Annotated in this window: 20 protein-coding genes and 2 tRNA genes; 8 read left to right on the top strand and 14 right to left on the bottom strand. The window is 55.4% G+C overall.

Features of this window, described 5'->3' with window-relative positions; translation table 11 throughout:
- Positions 1-86: 86 nt before the first annotated feature.
- The 3 genes from BUA49_RS09360 (at position 87) to BUA49_RS09350 (ending at position 2,927) form a co-directional block, all read left to right on the top strand.
- Positions 87-548 (top strand): hypothetical protein, encoded by a 462-nt coding sequence (locus tag BUA49_RS09360; RefSeq protein ID WP_072796887.1) that lies wholly within the window; start codon positions 87-89, stop codon positions 546-548.
- 113 nt (positions 549-661) lie between these two features.
- On the top strand, positions 662-1,780 hold the full coding sequence (locus BUA49_RS09355; RefSeq protein WP_072796886.1) for an MORN repeat-containing protein: 1,119 nt from the start codon (positions 662-664) through the stop codon (positions 1,778-1,780).
- 49 nt (positions 1,781-1,829) lie between these two features.
- Positions 1,830-2,927: a response regulator gene (locus BUA49_RS09350; RefSeq protein WP_072796885.1), complete on the top strand. Its 1,098-nt coding sequence runs from the start codon at positions 1,830-1,832 to the stop codon at positions 2,925-2,927.
- On the opposite strand, the gene BUA49_RS09345 is transcribed toward BUA49_RS09350, so the two are convergent.
- Entirely contained in the window at positions 2,887-3,537 is a 651-nt protein-coding gene (locus BUA49_RS09345) for a nucleotidyltransferase family protein (protein ID WP_072796884.1), read from the bottom strand. The two genes, BUA49_RS09350 and BUA49_RS09345, sit on opposite strands and share 41 nt — an antisense overlap.
- A 135-nt stretch (positions 3,538-3,672) precedes the next feature.
- On the opposite strand from BUA49_RS09345, the gene BUA49_RS09340 reads away from it, so the two are divergent.
- On the top strand, positions 3,673-4,524 hold the full coding sequence (locus BUA49_RS09340) for a 6-carboxytetrahydropterin synthase (protein ID WP_072796883.1): 852 nt from the start codon (positions 3,673-3,675) through the stop codon (positions 4,522-4,524).
- 88 nt (positions 4,525-4,612) lie between these two features.
- Here the strand turns inward: BUA49_RS09340 and BUA49_RS09335 are convergent.
- From BUA49_RS09335 to gltX, 3 genes are all read right to left on the bottom strand, one after another.
- Positions 4,613-4,688: transfer RNA gene (locus BUA49_RS09335), tRNA-Glu, on the bottom strand.
- Between the two features lie 7 nt (positions 4,689-4,695).
- Positions 4,696-4,771, bottom strand: a tRNA-Ala gene (locus tag BUA49_RS09330).
- A 113-nt stretch (positions 4,772-4,884) separates the two neighbouring features.
- Positions 4,885-6,366, bottom strand: coding sequence for a glutamate--tRNA ligase (gene gltX / locus BUA49_RS09325; RefSeq protein ID WP_072796882.1), 1,482 nt, complete (start codon positions 6,364-6,366; stop codon positions 4,885-4,887).
- A 184-nt stretch (positions 6,367-6,550) separates the two neighbouring features.
- Here gltX and BUA49_RS09320 point away from each other — a divergent pair, with 184 nt between their 5' ends.
- The gene (locus BUA49_RS09320; protein WP_072796881.1) at positions 6,551-7,501 is read left to right on the top strand and encodes a zinc ABC transporter substrate-binding protein; all 951 of its coding nucleotides are present in this window, start codon (positions 6,551-6,553) and stop codon (positions 7,499-7,501) included.
- Here BUA49_RS09320 and BUA49_RS09315 read toward each other — a convergent pair.
- From BUA49_RS09315 to BUA49_RS09305, 3 genes are all read right to left on the bottom strand, one after another.
- Positions 7,478-8,392 carry an AEC family transporter gene (locus tag BUA49_RS09315; protein ID WP_072797799.1) on the bottom strand — a complete coding sequence of 305 codons (915 nt, stop codon included), beginning with the start codon at positions 8,390-8,392 and terminating at the stop codon, positions 7,478-7,480. The two genes, BUA49_RS09320 and BUA49_RS09315, sit on opposite strands and share 24 nt — an antisense overlap.
- 135 nt (positions 8,393-8,527) lie before the next feature.
- Positions 8,528-9,670 carry an L-lactate dehydrogenase gene (locus BUA49_RS09310; RefSeq protein WP_072796880.1) on the bottom strand — a complete coding sequence of 381 codons (1,143 nt, stop codon included), beginning with the start codon at positions 9,668-9,670 and terminating at the stop codon, positions 8,528-8,530.
- A complete protein-coding gene (locus tag BUA49_RS09305) occupies positions 9,667-11,652 on the bottom strand; it encodes a bacteriohemerythrin (RefSeq protein WP_072797798.1) in 1,986 nt (661 codons plus the stop codon). Before BUA49_RS09305 ends, BUA49_RS09310 begins: the two co-directional genes overlap by 4 nt.
- A gap of 245 nt (positions 11,653-11,897) precedes the next feature.
- On the opposite strand from BUA49_RS09305, the gene BUA49_RS09300 reads away from it, so the two are divergent.
- The gene (locus BUA49_RS09300) at positions 11,898-12,299 is read left to right on the top strand and encodes a PA2779 family protein (RefSeq protein ID WP_072796879.1); all 402 of its coding nucleotides are present in this window, start codon (positions 11,898-11,900) and stop codon (positions 12,297-12,299) included.
- Positions 12,300-12,311: 12 nt separating this feature from the next.
- A complete protein-coding gene (locus tag BUA49_RS09295; RefSeq protein WP_084063523.1) occupies positions 12,312-13,157 on the top strand; it encodes a PA2778 family cysteine peptidase in 846 nt (281 codons plus the stop codon).
- Here the strand turns inward: BUA49_RS09295 and BUA49_RS09290 are convergent.
- From BUA49_RS09290 to BUA49_RS09260, 7 genes are all read right to left on the bottom strand, one after another.
- A complete protein-coding gene (locus BUA49_RS09290; protein ID WP_072796878.1) occupies positions 13,154-13,699 on the bottom strand; it encodes a DUF5610 domain-containing protein in 546 nt (181 codons plus the stop codon). The two genes, BUA49_RS09295 and BUA49_RS09290, sit on opposite strands and share 4 nt — an antisense overlap.
- Positions 13,700-13,805: 106 nt before the next feature.
- On the bottom strand, positions 13,806-14,150 hold the full coding sequence (locus BUA49_RS09285; protein ID WP_072796877.1) for a YdbL family protein: 345 nt from the start codon (positions 14,148-14,150) through the stop codon (positions 13,806-13,808).
- 44 nt (positions 14,151-14,194) lie between these two features.
- Positions 14,195-14,410: a YnbE family lipoprotein gene (locus BUA49_RS09280; RefSeq protein ID WP_072796876.1), complete on the bottom strand. Its 216-nt coding sequence runs from the start codon at positions 14,408-14,410 to the stop codon at positions 14,195-14,197.
- 24 nt (positions 14,411-14,434) lie between these two features.
- Complete coding sequence (locus tag BUA49_RS09275; protein ID WP_072796875.1) at positions 14,435-17,137, bottom strand: YdbH domain-containing protein; 2,703 nt, start codon at positions 17,135-17,137, stop codon at positions 14,435-14,437.
- Positions 17,138-17,197: 60 nt separating this feature from the next.
- Entirely contained in the window at positions 17,198-18,580 is a 1,383-nt protein-coding gene (locus BUA49_RS09270) for a sodium-dependent transporter (RefSeq protein ID WP_072796874.1), read from the bottom strand.
- 96 nt (positions 18,581-18,676) lie between these two features.
- Positions 18,677-19,858, bottom strand: a complete 1,182-nt coding sequence (locus BUA49_RS09265; RefSeq protein WP_072796873.1) for an amino acid aminotransferase — start codon at positions 19,856-19,858, stop codon at positions 18,677-18,679.
- On the bottom strand, positions 19,851-23,372 hold the full coding sequence (locus BUA49_RS09260) for an indolepyruvate ferredoxin oxidoreductase family protein (RefSeq protein ID WP_072796872.1): 3,522 nt from the start codon (positions 23,370-23,372) through the stop codon (positions 19,851-19,853). Before BUA49_RS09260 ends, BUA49_RS09265 begins: the two co-directional genes overlap by 8 nt.
- A 156-nt stretch (positions 23,373-23,528) precedes the next feature.
- Between BUA49_RS09260 and BUA49_RS09255 the strand changes: the two genes are divergently transcribed.
- Complete coding sequence (locus BUA49_RS09255; protein ID WP_072796871.1) at positions 23,529-24,008, top strand: Lrp/AsnC family transcriptional regulator; 480 nt, start codon at positions 23,529-23,531, stop codon at positions 24,006-24,008.
- Positions 24,009-24,015 lie beyond the last annotated feature (7 nt).

Here is a 24,015-nt window from a genome sequence, read left to right as displayed (position 1 = left end):
TCGTTAACAATTGGAGAATTACAGGGTAACACGTAGTATCAATTATCATGTATCCGTCCCCCAGCGATAAGGTAGCCCCCAGATCCATGAGCACATCTTCAGGCCCAGAAAGAGCCGCGCAAGCGCCCGAAATCGCAGCCTATTGGGCAGAGCGACGCCGGTACCTTGAGCGCATCCGGAAATCCCCGGAGGTAAGGCAGCGTTTCTGGCGCGAAGTCGCCATCTATCTGGCGCGCCGCCTGCTCTGGTCGTTCGGCTTCTTCCCTGTATTCATGGCCTTCTGGGTGCCGCTGGTACTGGCCAGTTTCAATCCGGTGGTCCTGGCGTCTGAGATGATCCCCCTACTCCAGGACTTCGTGAACTCAAACCCCGAAGTACAGGCCACAACACTCAGCACTTTTGCCATCGCCTGGGCGTCGGTTGGTTTTTTCTTTCTGATCTTCGATTTTGTTCTAACGCCTTTCAAGTCGCCTTACAAATACGAAGCCGATGTGTACATGAGCGCATGGGAGCAGCTCAATCATGATCAACTTCCGGCCAAAGTGTGATTTAGCCGGCATTCTCATCAAGTTCAGACACTTTCAGTTACATAATTCAGCTCTCGCTGGGTAAGATAAATCCGCAACCGAATTTGTAGAATGCAGGATCAAGAGGTTCCGCCATGGTCGATTTCAGACCACTTCTGTTTTTGAATGCTCTGGCCCTTATGCTTCTGGTGACGGCCGGTTTTGCTTCGGTTCGTGATGGACAGCCCGTCACTGAAGCTCCGACGCCTTCGACTGAAGCTGTTGCAGAGGCTCCGATACCCGCAATTGAGGGTGTTGCAGAGGCAGCGGCCGAACCGGAAGTGTCATCCGCGCCACCGGAGGTGCACACCGAGCCTTTCCGCATTGCCAAACTGCCGGAGGAAACCCTGGTGGTTGCCTCTGCCGAGCCGCCAGCAGCTCTGGCCACCTATACTGCCGATGCAGTCGAGCCCGCCCCGAAAACAGGCGCCCTTACCCTGCGGTCAAACGTGGCAGGTGATCAGGTGGAAATCAATGGTAAAACCTATGGCGCAACGCGTCTGGATCTTGAACTGGCTCCCGGCAAGTATGACATCACCATAAGCAAAGCCGGTTTCCGGCCCTGGCAGCAAAGCGTCGCTCTCGATGCCGGCAGTGAGCTGACGCTGGTGGGCAAACTGGAAGCCTATACCACCGTCAATTACCAGAACGGCGCCTGGACGGGTGGCGTAAAAACCGGTGACGGAACCTATGAAGACAGCGATGGCCTTCGATACGACGGCCATTTTGTGAATGGTGCGTTTCACGGCCAGGGCACACTCACTCTGGATAATGGTGACATCCTGACCGGAGAATGGTCGCAGGGGCAGCTTAACGGCCACGGCTCCCTGACGACGGCCGACGGCATGCTTTACGTAGGCGGCTTCCGCAACAACGACTTTCACGGGCACGGCACCCTCACCTATCCGGATGGCCGCAATTACGAAGGCGATTTTTCCAATGGAACCTTCCACGGCAAAGGCTCGGAAGTGTTCGCCAACGGCAAAAAATACGAAGGCGAATACATCGAAGGTAAGTTCCACGGAAATGGTTTGCTGCGCAACCCGAATGGCAGCTCCATCGAGGCGACATTCCGCCACGGTGAACCCTATGGACAGGTTCGCCTGACCACAGCGGCCGGTGAAGTATTCACTGCCCGCACCACAGAGCCCGGCGTGTGCTATCGGGACAAGAGCTACCGGGCAACACAGTGCCCGACACTGGAAGGCTGGTAATACCAGCCAAACAACCAACGCGATTGACGTAACAGTTTGAGGTAGTTAGATGGCGATCAAGAATGCTCTTCTGGTGGACGATTCCAAGGTAGCCCGGTTCGCTCTAAGCAAGCTGCTGGAAGGCCGCGACATGCATGTCAGTATGGCCGTCTCTGCCGAAGAGGCCCTGGAGTTTCTCCGCAGCCGCGAGCATCCAGACGTCATCTTTATGGATCATCTGATGCCCGGGATGAACGGCGTGGAAGCCACCAAAGCCATCAAAAGCAACCCGGAGACTGCCAACATACCCATCATTATGTGTACTTCCCAGAAGTCTTCATCGTTCACAAAAGAAGCGAGAAACTTCGGGGTTTATAACATCCTGACCAAGCCTACACAGCCTGACGGCCTCGGTCTGGTGCTGGATCAACTGGCAAACGACGTTACGCGAGGCACCCTGCCAGAGCCCCCTCAGATCGATCTGGAACCCGATACAGACGAATATCTGGCCGAAATGCCAGACAACGCAGCGTTAAAGATGTCACCAAAGCAGTCCGGAAACGAAACAGCCCAGAATGGCAGCAATCCGCCCAGCGTTGTCCCATTGACGAGCGATCTGATTGAACAGATTTCACGCTCCGCTGTGAAAACTCATATTAACAATCGCCTTCATGAGCTTCTCAACTCACTATTTGACGAACAGTTTGACCACCTGAAGCGCGCACTGGATGAGTCGCGCGGCAAGCAGGAAAATGCGATTGAAGAGCGCCTGACCGCAATGAGCGAGATGGTAGAAGAGCGCACCCGCAACCTGCGGGACGAAGTTGCAGCGGAGGTAAACCTCAACCTGAGCAGGGAGCTTGCGGATCTCAAAAAAGACCTCTCACGCAACTCCGGCTTCACCAGCAATCATATGGCCGAGCTGAAGGACCATATTACCAGCGTACAGACGATCGACACCGAGTTCTGGCAGACACTGCAGTCTGAAGCCATACAGCAGGCCCACGAGATTTCCCGTGAGACAGCTGAAGACATTGCCCAACGAACCATTGACCTTTTTGTGTCGCAGCAGCGTTCTGCATCATCAAAAATCTACACTATCGGGCTGGCCCTGAGCCTTGGAGTATTTAGCCTTGGAATTGCCTGGCTTGCAGGCCTGTTCGGGTAATTGCCTCACGAATCCTGCGCCAATCTTCAGGAGTGTCTATGTCGTCATGGACACCCGGGATATCCAGCCGGGTTGCATTGGCTTCAGTCAGTAGACGACCTGCGCCCTGGTCACCTTCCAGTGCCAGCACATCGGGCCACAGCCAGCGAGGCAGATAGGCCGGTACTCCCGGGCGATGGCCATAGCCCGCAGCAGCAGCCTGCGCGGGGAAACATCGCGCCGTCTCACCAAAAGCTCTAAGAGCCTCCCTGTCCAGCAGCGGCTGATCCGCAACCAGCACAAACACACCTTTCGCATGCGGGCCAAGGCTGCGAATACCCGCCGCCAGCGAGGCCGCCATACCCAATTGCCAGTCCGCCACAGGCACCCATCGAGACGGCTGCGCGCGGCAGCGAAAGCGAACCAGCGGATACCAGGCGCCATACACAACACGCACGTCCCGGCTTAGCAACCTGCCCTGACCAATGGCACAATCCAGCAGCGTGCGGCTCTGCCCACGCTGCTCACTCAGAGTTAATAAGGCTTTCGGGCGCCCAAACCGACGGGACGCACCCGCCGCGAGAACAAGTGCTGGAAAATCCTGATCGCGGTCTTGGCAAGAGGCAGTTATGATTTCGCTCCTGATAGAGAGATGAAAATGGAAATAGTGGCAAGAATCGACTCAGGCCAATAGCCTGACAGGTCACTCATCCGGGATTTTTGCTAGAATCCCCAGATCATTCAACCATACCCGCCCGGAAATTTAATGAATCATCTGTTTGTAGACAATCTCACCGTTATTGATTTCGCTTACCTGGATCCCACCCGCGGATTAGTAGGGGAAAGCTGGATTGCCGACGTTGTGCTTGGCGGCGAGCTTGATGACCAGGGCATGGTATTCGATTTCAGCAATGTGAAGCGCACCATCAAGCGCATTATAGACGAGCGCGTGGATCACCGGCTGGTCATACCCAGGGGCTACGAAGGCCTCTCGTGGAATCAGGACACGCCCGATACGTTTACCTGGAGGCTCAATGACGGCAGCCACATTGTGCACCGCTCGCCGGACGAGGCCATCGTATGGCTTTCGTCAGAACGCGTTGTTCCATCGGCGGTTGCGACCCTGCTTGAGCGTGAACTGATGGCGGTGCTGCCCGCGAATGTCACCTCAGTAGAGATCAATCTGCGGGAAGATGTGATTGAAGGCGCATACTATCACTACGTTCACGGCCTGAAAAAGCACCTGGGAAACTGCCAGCGCATAGCCCACGGCCACCGCTCCCCCATTCGCATTGATCGCAATGGTCATCGGGATTATGACCTTGAACGCACCTGGGCCAAGCTCTGGCAGGATATCTATGTGGGCTCTGAAGAGGATGTAGCGCGACGTCACGTGGGAGAAGATGGCGTTCCCTACATAACTTTCGAGTACGAAGCCAATCAGGGCGAGTTTGCGCTTACCCTGCCTGAGGCGCGGGTTTACATGATGAATACTGACACCACGGTTGAATTGATCGCCGCCCACATCGCCGACCAGCTCAAATTGCAGTCTCCCTCAGATACGATCCTGGTGAAGGCTTATGAAGGTGTTGGCAAGGGCGCTATTGCCTCGCGCTAACGCTTTTTCTTTTCACTTACGCACAAAAAAACCGCCCGAAGGCGGTTTTTTTGATGGCTATCCGGTGGACTAAACCGTCAAGCCGTATTGGCGTCCCCTAGGGGGTTCGAACCCCTGTTGCCGCCGTGAAAGGGCGGAGTCCTAGGCCACTAGACGAAGGGGACTAGAAATTGGTGGAGCCAGACGGGATCGAACCGTCGACCTCAACACTGCCAGTGTTGCGCTCTCCCAGCTGAGCTATGGCCCCCAACGGCGCGTATATTAAGGATCCGCCCCATGGGCGTCAACCTTTAGCCATACTTTTTTTCAGTTTTCTGAACTTCCCTGTCCAGACCGCTTATTTCTTCACCAAAATAGTTATTAAGCGCCCAGTGCAGCGTATTCTTTTTCCACTTTCTTGGTTTCTTTCTTGGAGAAACCCCCAAGCACTTCCAGCGCCTGACGCAAACGGGCGCGGGTCATGTCCGGGCCCAGCAATTCCATGGAGTCCATAACAGACCAGGAGTTCGGAGTGCCGGCAATGGCTACGAATACAGAAAACATGAAGTCGCCCATTTTCAGATCCATAGCTTTGGCCAGGAATTTGATATCGGCAAAGATCGTGCTCTTATTCCAGTGGCGCTGAGCTTCGAGCTTCCATAAGGTGAACTGGAGTACCCGCTTGATCTGGCCTTCTTCCAGTTTGTTGTGCGCAAAGTCTTCCGGCTTCAGGTCCAGCATGCCTGAGAACATGAACTGGGCCATGGGGGCTACATCGGAGAACACCTCTGCCCTGCCCTTGATATGTGGCACCAACGCCTTAAGTGCGTCTCCGTTGAACCACCACTGGCGCATACGCTCGACAAACTGATCTTCCGTGAGCTCGTCGCGAAGCCACTGGCCATTGAGCCAGCGCAGCTTCTCTACGTCAAAGACCGGGCCACCGAGGGATACACGCTGGATATCGAAGTTTGCGATCATTTCATCCAGCGTGAACTTTTCGCGCTCATCCGGCATGGACCAGCCCATACGGCCAAGGTAGTTGGTTACCGCTTCCGGCAAAAAGCCCATACGCTCGTAAAAATTGATGCTGGTCGGGTTCTTACGCTTGGACAGCTTGCTTTTGTCCGGGTTGCGCAGCAGCGGTAGGTGACAAAGCACCGGCATATCCCAACCGAAATACTGGTACAGCAATTTGTGCTTGGGCGCAGAGTTGATCCACTCTTCGCCGCGCAGCACGTGGGTGATTTCCATCAGATGATCGTCAACCACGTTTGCAAGATGGTATGTCGGCATGCCGTCAGATTTCAGCAAAATCTGACAGTCCACCTGCGACCAGTCGATTTCAATGGTGCCCCGGAGCATGTCTTCAATTTCGCAGACGCCTTCGTCGGGCACTTTCATGCGGATCACATAAGACTCACCCGCATCCAGGCGGCGCTTCACCTCTTCTTGAGACAGCTCAAGATCACCTTTGATGCCCGGGTTAAGGCCCTTGGCTTTACGCTCCTCACGAATGACATCCAGCTCTTCGGGAGTACGAAAACAATAGAATGCATGGCCATCGGTGACCAGATCTTCCGCGTACTGTCCGTAGGAATGTTTGCGTTCAGACTGGCGATACGGCCCGTGAGGCCCACCTACATCGGGGCCTTCATCCCAGTTAAGACCGAGCCAGCGCAACGCCTTGAGAATGTCCTGTTCGGATTCCGCAGTACTGCGCACCTGATCCGTATCTTCAATACGCAGAATGAACTGCCCTCCGTGCTGCCGGGCAAAACACAGGTTGAACAGGGCCACGTAGGCGGTACCAACGTGTGGATCACCGGTGGGTGATGGAGCAATTCGGGTACGTACAGTCATGAAACCTTCCTGAAAATCGGTGGCCGTTTGATAAACCCGGCATTATACCGGCCCGGGCATTATTTCGCATGATCGCCAAGCGTATCATTGCGCTGATCTCCTGACGCACATCAGATTTTGCGATTCTCTTGCCATTGATGTTATATTATAACATTGCAACCATACACCAGGACTCAGATCACCCATGCGCATTCTAAAAACAGCCTTTTCTTTAACCCTGAGTGCCAGCGCCCTTCTCTATGGCAGTAGTACTTATGCCGATGCCCGCATTCTGGCCTCAATCAAGCCGCTGGAACTTCTGGTACGCGCGGTTGCAACGGAAGATATGCACACAAGCACCTTGGTTCCTCCAGGCTCCAGCCCCCACAATTATTCAATGACGCCGTCGAAGCGCCGGGCACTGGAAAGTGCCGATATCGTTTTCTGGGTCGGCCCGGAAATGGAAACGTTTCTGAGCCGCCTGTTAACCGGCAGTGAGTTTGGTGGGCGTTCAGTCGCACTTATGCAGCCAGATGCCCAAGCCGGGAGTGCTGAAAAAGAGGACAACGACCACGATTCTCATGACGAAAGCCATGACGATCACAGCCATGAGCATGATCACGGCGACGGGGACGATCCGCACATCTGGGTAGACCCGCAAATGGCGCTTACCATGGCAGTAACCATCCGGGATGCCCTGGCGCAACTGGACGGGGCAGACAAGCCGGCCCTGGATCGCAATCTGGAAAGCTTTCGGGCGTCTATTGGAAAGAAAGAAGAACAGATTCGCGAGCAACTGGAGCCGCTGCAGGATATCAGCCTGTTTGCGTATCACAGCGCCTTCACTCGGTTTGCAGAGCACTACAACCTGAAGGTTGAGGGCGTGTTGACACTAAACCCGGAGTTATCGCCGGGGGCACGGCACATTGCAGACGTTCAAAATCTCCTGCGCGGTGCGAATCACCCATGCCTGTTGACTGAGCCGCAATTCAACCGGCAGTGGTGGCACTCCATCACCGATGGGCTGGATGTGACGTTCAGCACTTGGGATCCGCTGGCCACGGATATTGATGCAACCGCGAACGGTTATGAGGCATTTCAGCAAAGCATCGCCGATGCCGTGCTCAAATGCCTACCAGAGAATACTGAGTATTAAAGGAATGGACACCATGGCCAGAAGCGTCTGGCCACTGATTATACCCGCCATCAGCGGTGCATCACCGCCTAACTGCCGGGCAAGAATATAAGCCGATGTCGCCGTTGGAAGGCTGGCCAGAAGCACTGCTACCTGCACCAGCGTGCCTTCAAGACCCAGTAAAATAGCAAGACCTGCAGCCATCAGCGGAAGCAGCAACAACTTCAATAAGGACGACACCATAAACGGCACGGATCCGCCTCTCAGGGCTTTGAGCTGGAGTCCTGCACCAACCGTCATCAGCCCCATAGGCAAAGCCAGATTGCTCAGCGGTTCAAGCGTGCCAGCAAGGAGCGGGTGAAAGCCAATTTCGAAAAAGCTCCATGTCACGCCGAGTATCGACCCGATGATCAAAGGGTTTGATGCAATCGCGCGTAGCACCGGCGCCACCCGCACAGGGCCCTGCGCTGCCACCAGTGAGAACATCAGAATGCACAACAGATTCAGCATTGGCACCATGATGGCGACAGCAATCGCTGTGAGGGACAGGCCCTCATCACCCAGTAGCATTCCGCCTGCAGCAAGGCCCACGTAGGAATTAAACCGGATAGCGCCCTGGAATACCGAGGAGAAAACCGGCCCGCTCCAGCGCCAGAAAAACTGCACGGCGACCAATAGCAACGTCATCGCCAGAATCATGGAACCAATAAGTAAGGCAATATCGCCATAAGCTGAAGCTGGCAGTCGGGCCTGGCCCAGCTTGAACACCAGCATCGCGGGAAAGAGCACGTAGTAGGTAAAGCGCTCCGCCTGAGGCCAGAAGTCGATCGAAGGAAAGGCCCAGCGCCTGAACAGGTGCCCCAATACAATCAGCGCAAAAACAGGTACCAGCGCCTGAACCATAACCGGCATACCGAACTCTCCAGCATCAGTCATTCATAATGGGTAACAATTCTGTCAACCAGAATACCTGGACCACGGGAGCGCGCGGCGTCTTCACAAGCTCTTTTGATTCGAATTTCCATCATCAAGCCTCCGTTTTGTCGCTCAGACAAGATCATCCGGATTTAACTGTTCTACCGAATTTTTACCCAGCAGTGCAAGCGTCAACTCCACCTCATAACGGAAGTTTTCCAGCATCCGTGAGACAGCCGCCTCGCCACCTGCTGCCAGTGCATAGGCCCATGCACGGCCCACCAGGCAAGCGCTCGCGCCCAGGCAAAGCGCCCGTACAACATCCTGGCCAGACTGCACGCCACCATCAAACAGAAGCTCGGTTTTTCCTGATACAGCTTCCACAATGGCCGGCAACGCCGAGATGGTTGAAGGTGCGCCATCCAGTTGTCTCCCGCCATGATTGGAGACAACAATGCCGTCGGCCCCCACGTCCACCGCGGAACGAGCGTCATCCGGGTCCATGATTCCCTTGATCACCAGCTTGCCTGGCCAATGCTGTCTTACCCAGTCGAGATCCCTCCAGGTAACGGACGCATCAAACTGCTGGTCAACCCAGGCTTTGAAATCCTCAGGGTTACGACCCGATGGAACCGCATCAGAGAGATTACCAAACGTCAGGGGTTTGCCCTTGATGGCAACGTCCCAAAGCCAGAGTGGATGAGAAAGCAGGTCTGACAGCTTCTGAATTTTCCCCCAAGGGGAGAGACCACCACTCATCCCGTTACGCACATCCCGGTACCGCACGCCAAGTTTGGGAAGATCCACCGTAAAAACCAGCGTGGAATACCCTGCTTTATAAGCACGATTAAGCAGAGCTTCGGAGTAGCCTCTGTCCTTTAGCACATAAAGCTGAAACCAATTGGCGGAGCCCGTTGCCCCGGCAACTTCCTCCAGCGAACAGATAGAGACGGTACTCAGGCAAAACGGCACGCCGCTTTTCTGTGCGGCCCGGGCCGCCTGAACTTCTCCCCGCCGTGCGAGCATGCCGGCAAGGCCAACAGGTGCGAGCACCAGCGGCAGCGAAACATCCTCACCAAGTATCCGGGCCATGGCAGAAGCGCTGGCAACATCCCGCATAACCCGCTGACGAAAATGCAGCTTCTGGAAATCTCCGGTGTTCTCTCTGAGAGTTTGTTCGGAAAAGGCACCACCATCAAAATAGTCGAACATCATCCGGGGTAACCGGGCTTTGGCAAGTTTGCGGTTATCCGTTGTATTGGCAGGTGTAATCATGGCGTTGCGTATTCTCCGGCAGACCATTCAGGATAAGGTCGCCACTGGTTTTTCCAGGCTGCTATTTTTTCCGGTTTCATCGGCCTGGCAATGGCATAACCCTGTGCATCGTAGCAGCCAAGGCTGATCAATAGCTCCCCGTGCTCTCTGGTATCCACGCCCTCAGCGACCAGCTTCCTGTCAAATGCCTTAGACAAGCCGACTATGCCTTTAAGTATGGCAATGTCATCCGCATTCGAAAGTGCGCCTCTCACAAACCCCTGATCTATTTTCAGGGTTTTAACCGGTAACTGCTTGAGATAGGAAAGCGATGAGTATCCCGTACCAAAATCATCCAGAGAAAAAGTGACGCCAAGGCTTTCGCAGTCCCGGATAATGTAGTTTGCCTTATCTAGCTCGCCAAGAGCCGCCGTTTCAAGTATTTCGAGGTCGAGCCGTTGCGGGACCACATGCGGGTAGCGTGCCAGAATCCCCGCCAGGCTATCCGTAAAGCCCGGTTGCTGAAGATGCATTGCCGCGATATTTACGCCCACATCCAGAGTTAACCCTTCGCTATCCCAAGTTGTCATCTGCCTGAACGCCTGCTCGATAACCCATTCGCCAATATCGATAATCAGCGGGTGGTGCTCTAGTGCCGGCAAAAAGTCTATCGGGCTCAAGGTACCTTTTATCGGGTGCTCCCAGCGGATAAGTGCTTCCACACCAATTACGTTACCTGACCGCATGCTTACTTTGGGCTGATACACCAGCCTGAACTGATTGTCGGCAAGCCCTGTTCTGATGTCGGCCAGAAGCTGCTGACGCTCCACGGATTGGCGCTGTTCATCGGCATCCAGAAACAGCCAGTCGCCTTTTTGCTCCTGTTTGGCACGAAACAGTGTGTGATCAGCCTGCCGCAGCACTGTATCTGCATCACCAGCGCCATCATGGGGAAACAGAACAACGCCGGCAGTGAAGGCCATGGAAATACTGCCACCATCCAGAATAAACGGTTGCCCCGCTGTGAGTCTCAGGGCTTTTAACTGGGCTTCCACTTTTCCGCTATCCGCCAGCAGCACTACAAATTCGTCCCCACTGATCCGGGCAAGCTGTCCACCGTGGGCCATGGCTTCCCGCCAGCGCCGGGCGAGCAACCCAAGCAATCGGTCGGCAGACTCTTCACCAAAGCGGGCATTCACTTTATGGAAGTTATCCAGATCAATGGAGATCAGCGCAGCAGATCCGACGGGCACTTGTTTCTGCCGCATAACACCACGAATCTCCCTGAGAATTCCGTTTCGGTTCATCAGACCGGTAACAGGGTCTGAATACGCCAGAAACTGAAGCTGTGCCTCATGGTCTGACGCCTGCTGCGCCAGTGCAACATAGAGTTTGTCATGCTGCAGCCGGGCCAATTCGTCCTCGGCTCTGAGCCTTGCCATTTTCTCGCGCATCAACTGTACGGTGCTGACCGAGAGCTTGTCGTAGATCTCCAGCAACGCCGAGACCATGACAGAAATCGCCCCACTCAGCTGGCCATCAACTTCTTTCCTGGCTTCAGAAATGGGAACACCGTGCTCTAACGCCTTGAGGGTCAAAGCCATTCGACGATCCGATTCCAGAATATGAGAAGCCAACCAACGGGTCAGATAGTTGAACAAGTCTCCCATCACTTTCTCTTCCGGCTCATCACTCGAGCGGTACATCTGAATCTGAACAAAGAACATCTGGTGGCCATCATGATGGTTCTGTACCATTTCCTGCATGCCAAGAGCTGTTTCCCAGACTTTCTCCTCCGCTTTGAAGTGATAGGCAGCATAAGAAAGCAGCTCATCAAGAACATGTCTGCATTCAAGCTCCGAGGTGCTGGAAGCGCAGTGCCAGGCGAGCCGGTTCAGAATTTCAACAAGCACCTTATGTTGCTCGTCAATCTTCTCGATACCCGTTTCGAAATTTTGGTTCCACGGAAAAATCTCAAAAGCTGTAGCAGCTGCATCAGACATGCTGAAAGGTCCGGAATAATAAATATATATGAATTCGATCATTAGCATAGTTCAGTTATGCCGGCACCCCATAAGTTTGCTGACCGGAATACGGCATATCAAAGCACAATCGGAAACTGGGCACGGAGTTGGCATTAATAGCTATTAATTCGATTTTGTCAGCACTTTGCGCGCGAGCGTTTATACTTGGTTGATCTCTGATCCATAAACACGAACCTGAACAGGTCAATAACAGGAACAGTCCGATGCAAGCAATCCGATCCTATACCCAGTCCGTCTCAGCGATCATGACGCTGGTAATGATTTTGAGTTCAATGTGGGCGATTCCCGCCTCTGCAAGTATCGTCGGTACCGGCGAACTCCTGACCGAACAGCGCGCAGACATCGACCGTGAGGCTCTGATGGGCATGCTGGAGCGTGAGGACGTCAAAACCACTCTGGTGAATATGGGAGTGGGCGAGCAGGAGGTAAGAGACAGGATTCAGAGCCTCACGCCTTCCGAACTGGCAGATTTCAAGCAACAGCTTGCGGAAGCGCCTGCCGGTGAGGGTGTCGTTGGCATAATCGTACTGTTCTTGCTGGTATTCATCATTACAGACATGCTGTGCGCAACGAATATCTTCCCGTTCATTAAGTGCATACGCTAAGCAAAGATTACCGTGCATGAATTCTGGCTGAGGCCAACCCGGCTTCTTTTGGCGGCGTTCCTGGGAGTTCTGCTCTCAGGCTGCGCCAGCCAGCCGCAATGGCCAGACTCTTTCGACACTGCCACTCTCACCGAAGTGCCTTTTCATCCACAGGAGCAATACCAGTGTGGCCCTGCCTCACTGGCAATGATGCTGAACGCCCAGGATGTAGACGCTACGCCGGATGAGTTGGTAAGCCGAGTATACCTGCCGCAGCGCAAAGGAGCCCTGCAAGTCGAGATGGTGGCAGCAGCTCGCCAATACGGGATGCTTGTTTATCCGCTGCCGCCCGAGCTGGACAGTGTCCTGGAAGAGGTGCGGGCAGGTCACCCGGTTCTGGTTCTTCAAAACCTGCGCTTCGGCTGGTGGCCGCAATGGCATTTTGCAGTGGTCACTGGCTATGACAGCGCAAATAAAGCGCTGATACTTCACACCGGTACAGAAGAGAATGATCGGCAGCCTGCCAGCGTGTTTATGGCAACGTGGGACCGCTCCGAGCGCTGGGCGAGAGTCATTCTGCCGCCAGAGCAGATTCCGGCAACGGCCGAACCTCTCACCTTCCTGATGGCCGCCCATGATCTGGAAACAACGCAGCAGACAGCCGCAGCAAAAGCCGCATACCAGGCAGCAGCAGAAGCCTGGCCTGACCAACCTGCAGCGTTATTGGGATTGGGAAACATTGCCTACCAGCGAGGCCAGTGGTCAGAAGCGGAGAAATACTATCGCGCCATGACAGAGAAATTCCCAGGTATTGACGCTGGCTGGAATAATCTGTCTGAGGCTTTGTCCAGACAAGGCAAACCCGAGGAGTCTAATTAACCAGTTTCGGTGGGGTTGTCCGCTTCCGGCTCTTTACCTAAAAACAACCTTTCCAGATTCAGAAGACCGTCCTGGATAAGGTTGAAACCTTCGTCGATTTCTCCGGAGAGCGTCTCGTTCATCATGCCCAGAACCACAATCTGGTCTCGCGCTTCCGCATAACCTTTTTCGATTCCGGCGCGAGCTTGCGACAGCAAGTTCGTCAGCTGCTCAACATCCGCGCCGCCATCGGCCTCCTGTTGCAGACGATTCTGCACGAACCCAAGAATCACACTGGCAACATCAGAGGCGGAAGGTGGCTGAGCCTGCTCAGCGTACTTATCAGCACCCGATACGGCTTTGCTCTGACCGCCCATGGCTTCCTGTAGCCGCTGCTCCATGCGTGTGCGCATCACATTGATGGCATCTGCGGGCGTGCGGATAGAAGCCTGCTTGTCGGCAAGCACTTCAGCGGTTACCCGGCCAGCGGGCCTGGTTTCAGACGGGCCCGTATTCACACGACCGGTCACATCCGGCCCGCGACCAATTATTGGCGTTACCATAGCCTTTATCTCCTGCAAGGACTTATGTGTAACGGTTATCGGCAGATCTCGACTTGGCATTAAGACCGATTGGTTATAAACCCATCAAACAGCTGCCGATTCGTTCCTACTTTTTCACCCAGCGATCTTTCACCTGAATATACTGGCCTGCAGGCGTTTTCTCGACCGCTTTCTGACCCGCTACTGTCTCTACCTTTGTAACCGCAATACCATGCTTTTCAGCAATCTCTTTATAAGCCTCGCGCCGGGCATCGTTGATTGCATTCGCAATCTCCTGAGCTTTCTGGTCGGAACTTACAGCCGCCAGATAACCGGTCGGCGTCTCACCAACCAGGCCCTGGTTTTTTGCAGAATCGAGAGCGTTCTTCGCTTCATCCAGGCTCATGGCCATGGCCGGTAGAGCAAGGCATAACGCTAAAATCAGGGCACTGAATCGCGCAAATAATGTCATGGTTAACTCCTTAATAATTCGCTAAGTACAAAACACCAAGGCAATCAGAACAGGCCCTTTTCGCTGAACAATTCGTCCACATCTTTATCGACCTTTACGTAAATTTCATGCTGAATTTTTACGTTCAGGTTCACAGTAATCGGCTCCTTCGGCGCTGCCATCTGAACGGTCGGGGTACAAGCTATCAGTAAGCTACCCATAATCAGACCCGCAAACAGGGCGGACACACGCCGGGGAAACCTGGAACCAAATTGCGTCATATCGGTGTACTCCTTTGTTACTCTCTACTCTAACAGGTCGGCTGAATCACGCTCACGTTTCTGCAGTACTTTTTTGACTCGTTCTGAGACGGCATCGCTTACCCTGCCGCTTAACTGCAGGCTGGTAAGCAGCGCAGGAATATTCTCTTCCAGATTGATATTCAGCACCACCGGCTGGCCTTTTCCGACCGCCGGGCTACTGCCCTCAAGATGTAGCTTCAGCACCAAGGTACCGTCCTCATCATAATCGATACCGCTATCCAGAACAGAGTAGCGAAAGTCCTCGAGCGCCTGTGCAACAAGTTTCATGGACTCGTTCTGGCCGGCAAGCGCCTTCAGCCGCTCCGCCGTCACCTGTAATCGCCCACCTGGTTTGAGCGCATCGATACGGCCCTGCTCCACCCGAACCCCGGTCGCGGGATCAAACAACAAAGGCACGGTTCCACTAAGAATACCGGTACCTGCCAGCCCCTCGGTCGGGTACAGCTGCAAAAGGTGCGCAAGACTGAGCTGGTTGAGCTCGACGGGAATAGTCACCGGCGCCTGCGCCAGATCCCAGCTTCCGGGCTGGATCTGCATCTCTCCGCCCAAAGCGCCAGAGCTAGCCCGCTCCAGAGTCAGCCGCCCAGCAGCCAGCTGTGCCAGAGGTGCTTCATAATGCCCGGCCAGGAGAACTGGCCCGACCGGCAGCCCGGAATTCAACTCCTCTAAGGTCAGCTCCGGTGTCGCTACCCTGATGCGGTCGTTCTCAAAAAGGAATTCAGCGGCACCATTCATCCTGGTCCAGGCGGTGCGATTGTATGTGCCACTCCAGTCGGCGAACACCAGCTTTCCAGACACCCCTATCGCCCCGTTTTTCGGTTGTTTGTACGTGGCATTGGCGCTAACCGTGCCGCCCGATACCGAAAGCAGTGGTGGCCAGGCTGAGAAGATGCGAGACAGAGTCTCAGCTTCCTTCTCTCCGCTCACCCGCATCTTGCCATCAAGCCGGAGAGGCCCCTGGTTCGGGAAAGTCAGATCAAGATTCACGGTTGTTCCGGTTTTGGCCATAAGCAAACCCGAAACATCCGTGCGAGCCAGATTGTTGTTCACTTCTCCATTGAACTGCCAGGACTGCGGTAGCAACTGCGGATGCTTGACCTGCTGTGCCTTCAGGCCGATCGGCCCGACAAGGCTTAGCTTATCCAGTTCGCCCTGCTCCAACCGATAGCTTGCCTTCAGCGTACCTCTAGCGAGGTCGGCGCGAAGGCCTTTGAGCAGTGTTTCATTCGGCGTCGTGGCGGTCGCTCCGGAAAGTGGTTCAAGCTTTTCGACCTCCAGAACCGTCGGCTCACCAAATTTCAATGCCGCTGCGGTGGTATCCAGCCAGCCGGTCAACGAAATTTGCACACTGGGTTTCGTCAGCAGCCAGTTGTCCGCCTTCAGCTCTGACAGAGCTGCGGTTAATCGGGTTTTCCCCAGTTGAACAGCCCACGGAGCTTTGGTGGTTACGGCAAGGTGAGAGTTCATGGAAATATTTGCGCTTCCACGGCTACTCAATTCCACATTCAGCGGCAACAGGATTTGCGCCGAGCCTGTTTTAGCCAAAGGCGAATCTGGAGAAGCAGGCGCCATCGCCTTACCAGGCCGGACTGACAGCGTCAGCGAATCTGGCCGCATCAATTCCGGCACCTTTCTGATCCATGCCGCCGGATGACTGAGTTCCAGATCAGCCTGCAGCGTCTCAGGCTGCCACTGGCCTTGTTCAGCCTTCAGTGCGACTTCCAGATTACCTCTGATTTTTCCCAGTCCGGGCGCTGGCCATGGCTGGGGCAATCGCGCCTGGACGTTCACATTACCCGTCACCTGCGCCAGAAAGCTTTTGTCTCCAGGGCCCTGCAACTGCCAACTGGCTTCTATTGAACCTGTCTCCGGCTGATCTGGCCACTGTTCAACAGGCATGCTCTGCCAGGTTTGCAGCCAGGCCAATAGCCAGTCCGTCTGGGGCAAATCCGGCATTTCGACAGAGCCGCGCCAGGACACCACACCCTTCGCATTCCGGTTTCGGTAACCCGACTGCGCGGATAGATACTGTGTTCCGTCAATCGCCAGCTCTGCGGAAAAACTCAGATCATCGTTCCAGGAGCCATCAAGGGTTGCCAGCACATCAATCTGATGGCCTTCATGGTCAAGCTGCAGATTGGCTTTAATGGGAAGTCGAGCGTTTCCGGCCAGGCCAGAAGCAGAATCAGGTTGCGAGCTGGTAAGCGACAGGTTTCCTGCCAGAGAGCAGCGCCCTGCCTCACACGGCAGGGTCATCTCAAACTGCTGAATGGCAATCTCAGAAGGCAACCATGCCGGCAATGCCGGCGGCAACTGGTTCTTTTGTTGCGATTCCGCTGCGGGCTGCCCTCCCGGTTTTGTGTGCCAGTTCAGTTCCAGATATTTGACTGTCAGCGTATTCAGCCAAGGCTGCCACCCTTGCCCCCATTCAGGCCAGCGCCAACCCAGTGCCAGCTCTCTGCCCTGCAACGCAACATCCCGCGTCGGCAAGGACTGGGTGAGCTTTAGCTCGCGCACAGATACCCCACTGAACGATAGATCCAGCCCCTGCCAGTCCAGCGTTTCAATACCGTTCTGTTGCAGCGCATCGTTCCATAACTGGCGAAGCGTCAAAGCCCCGAACAGCACAGCTAGCGCCAGAAAAGCGAATATCAACCACCCAAAGGGTTTCAAGGCAATGCGCATGGCTTACTATCTCCAGACCACTCGCACCCAATATAACGGCCAAGCTACCCGAGGAACACCTCAAACCAAGTTATAGAGGAACACGATCGCGATACCCGCCGGGGTTACAAACTTCAGTATCACCATGAAAGCTTTGAAGGCGCCGCCTTTCAGGCCCATATCCTCAGCCAGCCCTTCGCGCCTGATGGCCCACCCTGCAAACAGGGCGATCGCAAGCCCGCCCAAAGGCATCATGACGTTAGAGACCAGAAAATCGAGTAAGTCGAACACCGTCTTGCCTTCGAAGAAGCTGATGAAGCCCAGCGGATGAACATCGCCCCACAGGTTGAAGGACAATACCGTGCCGATGCCGATGAACCAGGCAGCGAAGCCGCCCGCCAGGGCGCTTTTGACCCGGTTTGCGCCTTTGTGTTCCTCAAGCCATTCAACGACTGGCTCCAGCATGGAAATGGCAGAAGTGATGGCCGCCACCAGCAGCAAGGCAAAGAAGAGAGCGCCAAACACAATACCGCCGCCCATCTGACCGAAGGCTAATGGCAGAGTCACGAAAATCAGCCCCGGCCCGGCACCGGCTTCCAGACCGTTGGCAAAAACCAGCGGGAAGATCGCAAGCCCGGCAAGCAAAGCCACACTGGTATCCAGCACGGCTATGGTCATGGCGGTTTTGGCAATATTGATGTTTTGGGGCAGGTAAGAACCGTAGGCCATCAGCACGCCTATACCGATACTGAGCGTAAAGGCAGCGTGGCCAAGGGCGATTAAAACACCTTCTGTCGTCAAGCGGCTGAAATCCGGAGAAAACATAAAGCTGACAGCACGGCCAAAGCTGCCGCTGCTCATGGCGTAAAACACCATCACGATAAGCAGCAAGAACAGCATTGGCATCAGCATGGTGACCGCTTTTTCAAGGCCCGAGCGTATGCCCCGGCCAACGATAAACACCACAATCGCCATGAAAACCGTGTGCCAGAGCAACAGTTCCCAGGGGTTCGCCAACAGGTTGTTGAACTGCCCGCCTATGGCTTCTGCATCCGCGCCAACGAACAAGCCGAGCGCCGCTTTGCCGATGTATACCAGCGACCAGCCACCGATGACCGCATAGAAGGAAAGCACCAGGAAGGAAGCAACCACACCGTTCCAGCCGATGATGCGCCAGCCTTTGGAGGTGCCCTCGGTGTTTGTAAGGGTGCGCATGGTTGCGACAGGGCTTTGACCACCCCGGCGGCCAATCATGATTTCTGCGATGAGAACCGGCACACCTATAAGAAAAATACAGGCGAGGTAAACCAGTACAAAAGCACCACCACCGTTTTCACCGGTGATGTATGGAAACTTCCAGATATTGCCAAGCCCCACGGCCGAGCCGGCTGCAGCCAGAATAAATGCCATTCTGGAGGTCCAGAGACTACTGGCCTGCTGATGGGGGTGAACCGTCTCACTCATTGCGTTCTCCGAATAGTTGTTTTTGTCGGATCGTCATAATTTAAAGCCTCTGTAAAAGAGGCTCTGATTTTGTGCTGCGAGGGGAATAACTGATCGCTACATAACGCTACGAATCGCGCTGGCAACTGTTGGCAATACCCGGTCATTCAGGCCTGCCACGTTCACCCGGCTGCTTTCCAGCATGTAGATGCCGTGCTCTTCCCGTAACTGGCGAACCTGTTCCGGTGTTATACCCAGGAACGAGAACATGCCTCGCTGCCGGGCAATGAATCCAAAGTCACCCAAAGGAGCCAGTGCGTCCGCAAAGGCATGCCGCAGGCCAAGGATGCGCTCACACATACCGCGCAGTTCACTCTGCCATCCAGCGCGCAATGCGTCGTCACCCAGAATGGTTTCGACGATAGCGGCGCCGTGGGCCGGGGGCATGGAATAGTGGGAACGCACAACGCTCAACAGCTGGCTGGTTGCCGCCGTGTTAATTGCGCCGGTGGCCGAGATCAGCATCAGGGCACCCGTGCGCTCCCGGTACAGGCCAAAGTTCTTTGAGCAGGAAGCGGCAACGACCATTTCCGGTACCTGGCCCGCCAGATACCGCAGGCCAGCTGCGTCTTCCTCAAGCCCCTCGCCCAGACCCTGGTAAGCCATATCCACAAAGGGCAGCAGCCCCTTGCGCTGGATCAGCTGGGTAACCGTCTGCCATTGCTCAAACGTCAGGTCGGCACCGGACGGGTTATGGCAGCACCCGTGAAGCAACACGACATCCCCTGCTTTAGCACCTTCCAGCGTCTCGAGCATGGCGGGGAAATCTACCGTTAACGTCTCTCGATTGAGATAGGGATATTCGCGAATGTTCAGGCCGGCACCGCCCAGCAACGGCATGTGATTTGCCCAGGTGGGCGTGCTGACCCACACCGTTGTGTCCGGCTGGCACAGCCGGAAAAACTCGGCCGCCATGCGCAGGGCGCCGCAACCGCCCGGCGTTTGAATCACCGAGGTACGGCCATCGCGGATCAGGCTGTTACTGTTCCCCAGAATAAGGCGCGCCATGGACTCATTGAAACCAGCGGATCCCGCAGGCCCCACATAGCTTTTGGTGGTTTCACCTTCAAGCAGGCGCCGCTCGGCTTCATGAACCGACGCCATGATGGGCGTTTTGCCTGCGTCATCCTTATAGACTCCGATACCCAGATCGACCTTGTCGGGCCGGGTATCGTCGCGGAACGTCTGCATCAGCTGCAGGATCGGGTCCTGAGGTAACTGCTTGAGCGTCTCAAACATGATCTGCCTCCTTGTTATCTGCCTGACTGGTTCGAATCAGTGTCGGGCGACCTGTATCCAGCGCTTTGATCAGCTGTGACTGCTTTTCCTGAACAGCTTCTGCTGCCTGCTCACGAACCGGGCCATAGCCCCGTACCTCACTGGCCAGCTCCGCCAGCTGAAGGAACGTGTCGTAATTGCTGGCATCCAGCTCACTGACTATCCGCTGCACCAGTTGCTGGTAGTCTTTCAACTGCGCCCGATCCATCTTCCGGTCGGCGGAATAGCTGAACGGATCGATAGCGGTGCCGCGCAGCATCCGGAACTTCGCCAGCAGTTTGAACGCCCGGAACATCCAGGGGCCAAACTGGCGTTTCCTGGGCCTACCCTGAGCGTCGGTGCCACGGTTCATGATGGGCGGAGCCAGGTGGAAGTGAACCTTGAAGTCACCCTCGAAGGTATTATTCACCTCCTTCATGAAGTCGGTTTCCGCGAACAGGCGGGCCACTTCGTATTCATCCTTGAAAGCCATAAACCGGTATAACTGCTGGGCTACGGCGCGGGTCAGCAAATTGTTGTTCTCGCCCAGTGTTTCTTCTGCCTCACGCACCTGCTTTACCAGCTTGGTATAGCGATCGGCCCAGCGACGGTTCTGATAGTTCACCAGATGCTTGTGGCGGATGTTAATCAGCTCATCCAGCCCCTGCTCCGGTTTCACTTCCTCTACCCGTGCCTCGCCGGTGTTCAACAGATCGGTGATGACTTTTACATCCGTCGCGGCCACTCGACCCCAGCCAAAGGCTTCCTTGTTGCGTTCAACCGCCACGCCATTCAGCTCAATGGCTTTCATCAGCGCGGCTTGTGACAGTGGCAACAACCCCCGCTGCCAGGCAAAGCCCAGCATCATCACGTTGGAAAATACCGTGTCGCCCAGCAGCTTCTCGGCAATACCATTGGCATCCATCTGTGCAAAGTTGTTATCGCCAACAGCGTTACGGATCAGGTCCAGACGCTTGTCTGCCTGCATGTCCGCATCCCGGAACAGCACATAATCTGCAGTAGGCAGCTCGGCTTCGTTGGCCACAACACGGGTGTGATTGGGCCGCAGAACGCTCAGCGCTTTCTGGGAGGAAGCAACCACCAGATCACAAGCGATCACCGCATCGGCCTGGCCGTTACTGATACGAACCTGGTGCAGTTTGTCCGGAGACGGCGCCATGCGAACGTAACTGAGTACCGTTCCGCCCTTCTGGGCAAAGCCGGTGAAATCCAGCACCGAGGTGCCCCGGGATTCCAGATGAGCTGCCATGGTGATGAGCTGGCCCACAGTTACTACGCCTGTGCCACCCACGCCACCGACCAATAGATCGTAGGATCCCTTAAGCTCTGGCAGAACCGGCTCCGGAATATCAGTAAGTTTGCCCGTGAGCAAAGAGCCCGTGTCCATGCCGCGGGATTTGCGCAGCTGGCCACCTTCGATGGTCACAAAGCTCGGGCAGAAGCCATTAACGCAGGAGAAATCCTTGTTGCAGGACGACTGGTCAATCTTGCGTTTGCGGCCAAGTTCGGTCTGACGCGGCACCACAGAAAGGCAGTTCGACTGCACAGAACAATCGCCGCAACCTTCGCACACGTGATGGTTTATAAACGCCCGTTTGGCGGGGTCCGGGTACAGGTTGCGCTTGCGCCGGCGGCGCTTCTCAGCGGCGCAGGTCTGGTCGTAAATCAGGATGGTACAACCGGGAATATCCCGCAATTCTCTCTGTACGTTATCCAGCTCCGTGCGGTCATGAAAGGTTACGTCATCCGGAAACAGCTGCTTGTGGCCGTCATACTTCTCCGGCTCATCACTGAGCACAACCACACGGCGCACGCCCTCGGCGGCGACCTGTTGCGCAATCATCGGTACGGTGATCTGACCGTCCACGGGCTGGCCGCCAGTCATGGCCACCGCGTCGTTGAACAGGATCTTATAGGTGATGTTGATGCCGGCCGCAACGGCCTGGCGAATAGCCATGGACCCGGAATGAAAATAGGTGCCCTCACCCAGGTTCTGGAATATATGGGGATTGCCGATATAACGGCTTTTGCCAACCCAGTTGACCCCTTCGCCGCCCATCTGGATCAGCGATTCCGTGTTACGACCCATCCAGGACGCCATAAAGTGGCAACCGATCCCGGCCAGCGCCTTGCTGCCTTCCGGCACTTTGGTGGAGGTGTTGTGGGGGCATCCCGAACAGAAATACGGCAGGCGCTTTACGCCACCCGGATCCTGGGCGTTGCTCATACAGTTTATGGCCGCCAGGCGTTCGCTGAAATCTTCACCGAAGAAGCGGCCAAGGCGGGCTGCCAGAAAGCCGGCTACTAATTTGGGGCTCAGCTCACCAACATAAGGAATCAGTGGGCGACCCAGCTCATCCTGCTTACCGGTAATCAAAACCTCGCCGGGGCGATCCGGTTCCGACATAGCCTCTTTGATCTGGCTCTCAATAATCCCCCGCTTTTCCTCAACAACCAGCACTTCTTCCTTGTTGTGAACAAAGTTGAGAATACCGCGCCGCTCGATCGGCCAGACCAGACCCACTTTGTAGATATCCAGCCCCATTTCACGGGCCCGGTCTTCATCAATGCCCAGCAGGTCAAGCGCTTCCAGCAGGTCAAGATGGCCTTTACCGGTGGTCACAATGCCAAAGCGCGCCTGGGCATTATCAAACAGGCAACGGTCGATCGGGTTGGCTCGGGCAAACGCCTGCACAGCCGCCAGCTTATGCTCAATGCGGGTTTCCAACTGAGGCCCCGGCAGATCCGGCCAGCGATAATGAAGGCCGGTTTCCGGTGGTGTAAAATCGTCCGGGGTCACAAACTCCGGCAACGGCGGCAGCTCTACCGACGCAGCACTTTCCACGGTTTCAGAAACCGCCTTGAAGCCGACCCAACAGCCGCTGTAACGCGACAACGCAATGCCCCAAAGCCCAAACTCCAGATACTCGGCAATGTTGGCCGGGTTGATCGTGGGCATGAAAAAACTCATAAACGCTACATCAGACTGATGCGGCATGGAGGACGACACACAGCCGTGGTCATCTCCTGCAACCACCAGCACACCACCGTGGGGGGAACTGCCGTAAGTGGTGCCGTGCTTCAACGCATCCCCCGCGCGGTCAACTCCGGGCCCTTTGCCGTACCAGATCCCGAACACGCCATCCACCTGGCGATCGTCATCAGTCTCTACCTGCTGGGTACCCAGCATAATGGTCGCCGCAAGATCCTCATTGATCGCGGGTACAAAATCGATGCGGTTTTCATCAAGATGTTTTTGCGCCTGCCATAGGGCAACGTCGTAAGCACCCAGGGGTGAACCACGGTAGCCACTCACCATGCCTGCGGTGTTGAGCCCCAGCTTGCGATCCAGCGCGGCCTGCATCAAAGGAATGCGAACCAGCGCCTGGGTTCCGGTGAGGAATACCCGGCCAGAGTCCCGCAGGTAGCGATCTTCAAGCGTGTAATTATCTAGCTGAGAGATGTCGGTGGACATGGAGCCCTCCTTTTGTCGATTTTATAACCAAAAGTCTAGAGGGAAGTTCGCAAAAGGTGCTTGCGTATTAGGTGGCAATTACCCCTAGTTGCGAAAGATTCTTTGATAAATGACAATAGAACAGAAGATCCTTTGGAAAAAATCAGGTGTTACCAAATGAAACAGGTAGAACTGGACAAACTCGACCAGCGCATTCTTGCCGTACTGCAGCAGGATGGGCGAATCAGTAACCAGCAACTGGCGGAACAGATCGGGCTATCACCAGCGGCCTGCTGGCGTCGGGTAAGAACACTTGAGGAAACCGGCGTGATCACGGGTTACAGCGCGCAGCTCGCCCCGGAGCGCATCGGCCAGGGGTTGTGTGTACTGGTCAACCTGTCACTTCAGAGACATACCATAGACAGCACGGCGGAGATCGAACAGCAGGTGAGCAGCTACCCGGAGGTGCTTCAGTGTTTCGCGGTTACCGGGAATGCGGATTTCGTATTGCGGGTGATCGTGCCGGATATGGCCAGCTATGACCGGTTCCTGAACGAAAAGATATTCACCTTGCAGGGCATCGCACAAGTTAACTCCAACTTCTCACTGCGCGAGATCAAGAATACCCAGACGATACCGGTAGGGAGTGTTGAATGACCTTGCG

Source organism: Marinobacter antarcticus, assembly GCF_900142385.1.
GTDB lineage: Bacteria > Pseudomonadota > Gammaproteobacteria > Pseudomonadales > Oleiphilaceae > Marinobacter > Marinobacter antarcticus.
Note: the sequence above shows the minus strand (reverse complement) of the source record. Positions and strands in the feature narration are given on the sequence as shown.

Bases quoted from the DNA above. Each gene is read 5' to 3' on its own strand.
- BUA49_RS09255 (WP_072796871.1), top strand. From the start codon at position 23,529: ATGAAACAGGTAGAACTGGACAAACTCGACCAGCGCATTCTTGCCGTA.
- BUA49_RS09305 (WP_072797798.1), bottom strand. From the start codon at position 11,652: ATGTCTGATGCAGCTGCTACAGCTTTTGAGATTTTTCCGTGGAACCAA.
- BUA49_RS09340 (WP_072796883.1), top strand. From the start codon at position 3,673: ATGAATCATCTGTTTGTAGACAATCTCACCGTTATTGATTTCGCTTAC.
- gltX (WP_072796882.1), bottom strand. From the start codon at position 6,366: ATGACTGTACGTACCCGAATTGCTCCATCACCCACCGGTGATCCACAC.
- BUA49_RS09260 (WP_072796872.1), bottom strand. From the start codon at position 23,372: ATGTCCACCGACATCTCTCAGCTAGATAATTACACGCTTGAAGATCGC.
- BUA49_RS09290 (WP_072796878.1), bottom strand. From the start codon at position 13,699: ATGGTAACGCCAATAATTGGTCGCGGGCCGGATGTGACCGGTCGTGTG.
- BUA49_RS09300 (WP_072796879.1), top strand. From the start codon at position 11,898: ATGCAAGCAATCCGATCCTATACCCAGTCCGTCTCAGCGATCATGACG.
- BUA49_RS09310 (WP_072796880.1), bottom strand. From the start codon at position 9,670: ATGATTACACCTGCCAATACAACGGATAACCGCAAACTTGCCAAAGCC.
- BUA49_RS09280 (WP_072796876.1), bottom strand. From the start codon at position 14,410: ATGACGCAATTTGGTTCCAGGTTTCCCCGGCGTGTGTCCGCCCTGTTT.
- BUA49_RS09275 (WP_072796875.1), bottom strand. From the start codon at position 17,137: ATGCGCATTGCCTTGAAACCCTTTGGGTGGTTGATATTCGCTTTTCTG.
- BUA49_RS09360 (WP_072796887.1), top strand. From the start codon at position 87: ATGAGCACATCTTCAGGCCCAGAAAGAGCCGCGCAAGCGCCCGAAATC.
- BUA49_RS09320 (WP_072796881.1), top strand. From the start codon at position 6,551: ATGCGCATTCTAAAAACAGCCTTTTCTTTAACCCTGAGTGCCAGCGCC.
- BUA49_RS09350 (WP_072796885.1), top strand. From the start codon at position 1,830: ATGGCGATCAAGAATGCTCTTCTGGTGGACGATTCCAAGGTAGCCCGG.
- BUA49_RS09315 (WP_072797799.1), bottom strand. From the start codon at position 8,392: ATGCCGGTTATGGTTCAGGCGCTGGTACCTGTTTTTGCGCTGATTGTA.
- BUA49_RS09285 (WP_072796877.1), bottom strand. From the start codon at position 14,150: ATGACATTATTTGCGCGATTCAGTGCCCTGATTTTAGCGTTATGCCTT.
- BUA49_RS09270 (WP_072796874.1), bottom strand. From the start codon at position 18,580: ATGAGTGAGACGGTTCACCCCCATCAGCAGGCCAGTAGTCTCTGGACC.
- BUA49_RS09265 (WP_072796873.1), bottom strand. From the start codon at position 19,858: ATGTTTGAGACGCTCAAGCAGTTACCTCAGGACCCGATCCTGCAGCTG.
- BUA49_RS09355 (WP_072796886.1), top strand. From the start codon at position 662: ATGGTCGATTTCAGACCACTTCTGTTTTTGAATGCTCTGGCCCTTATG.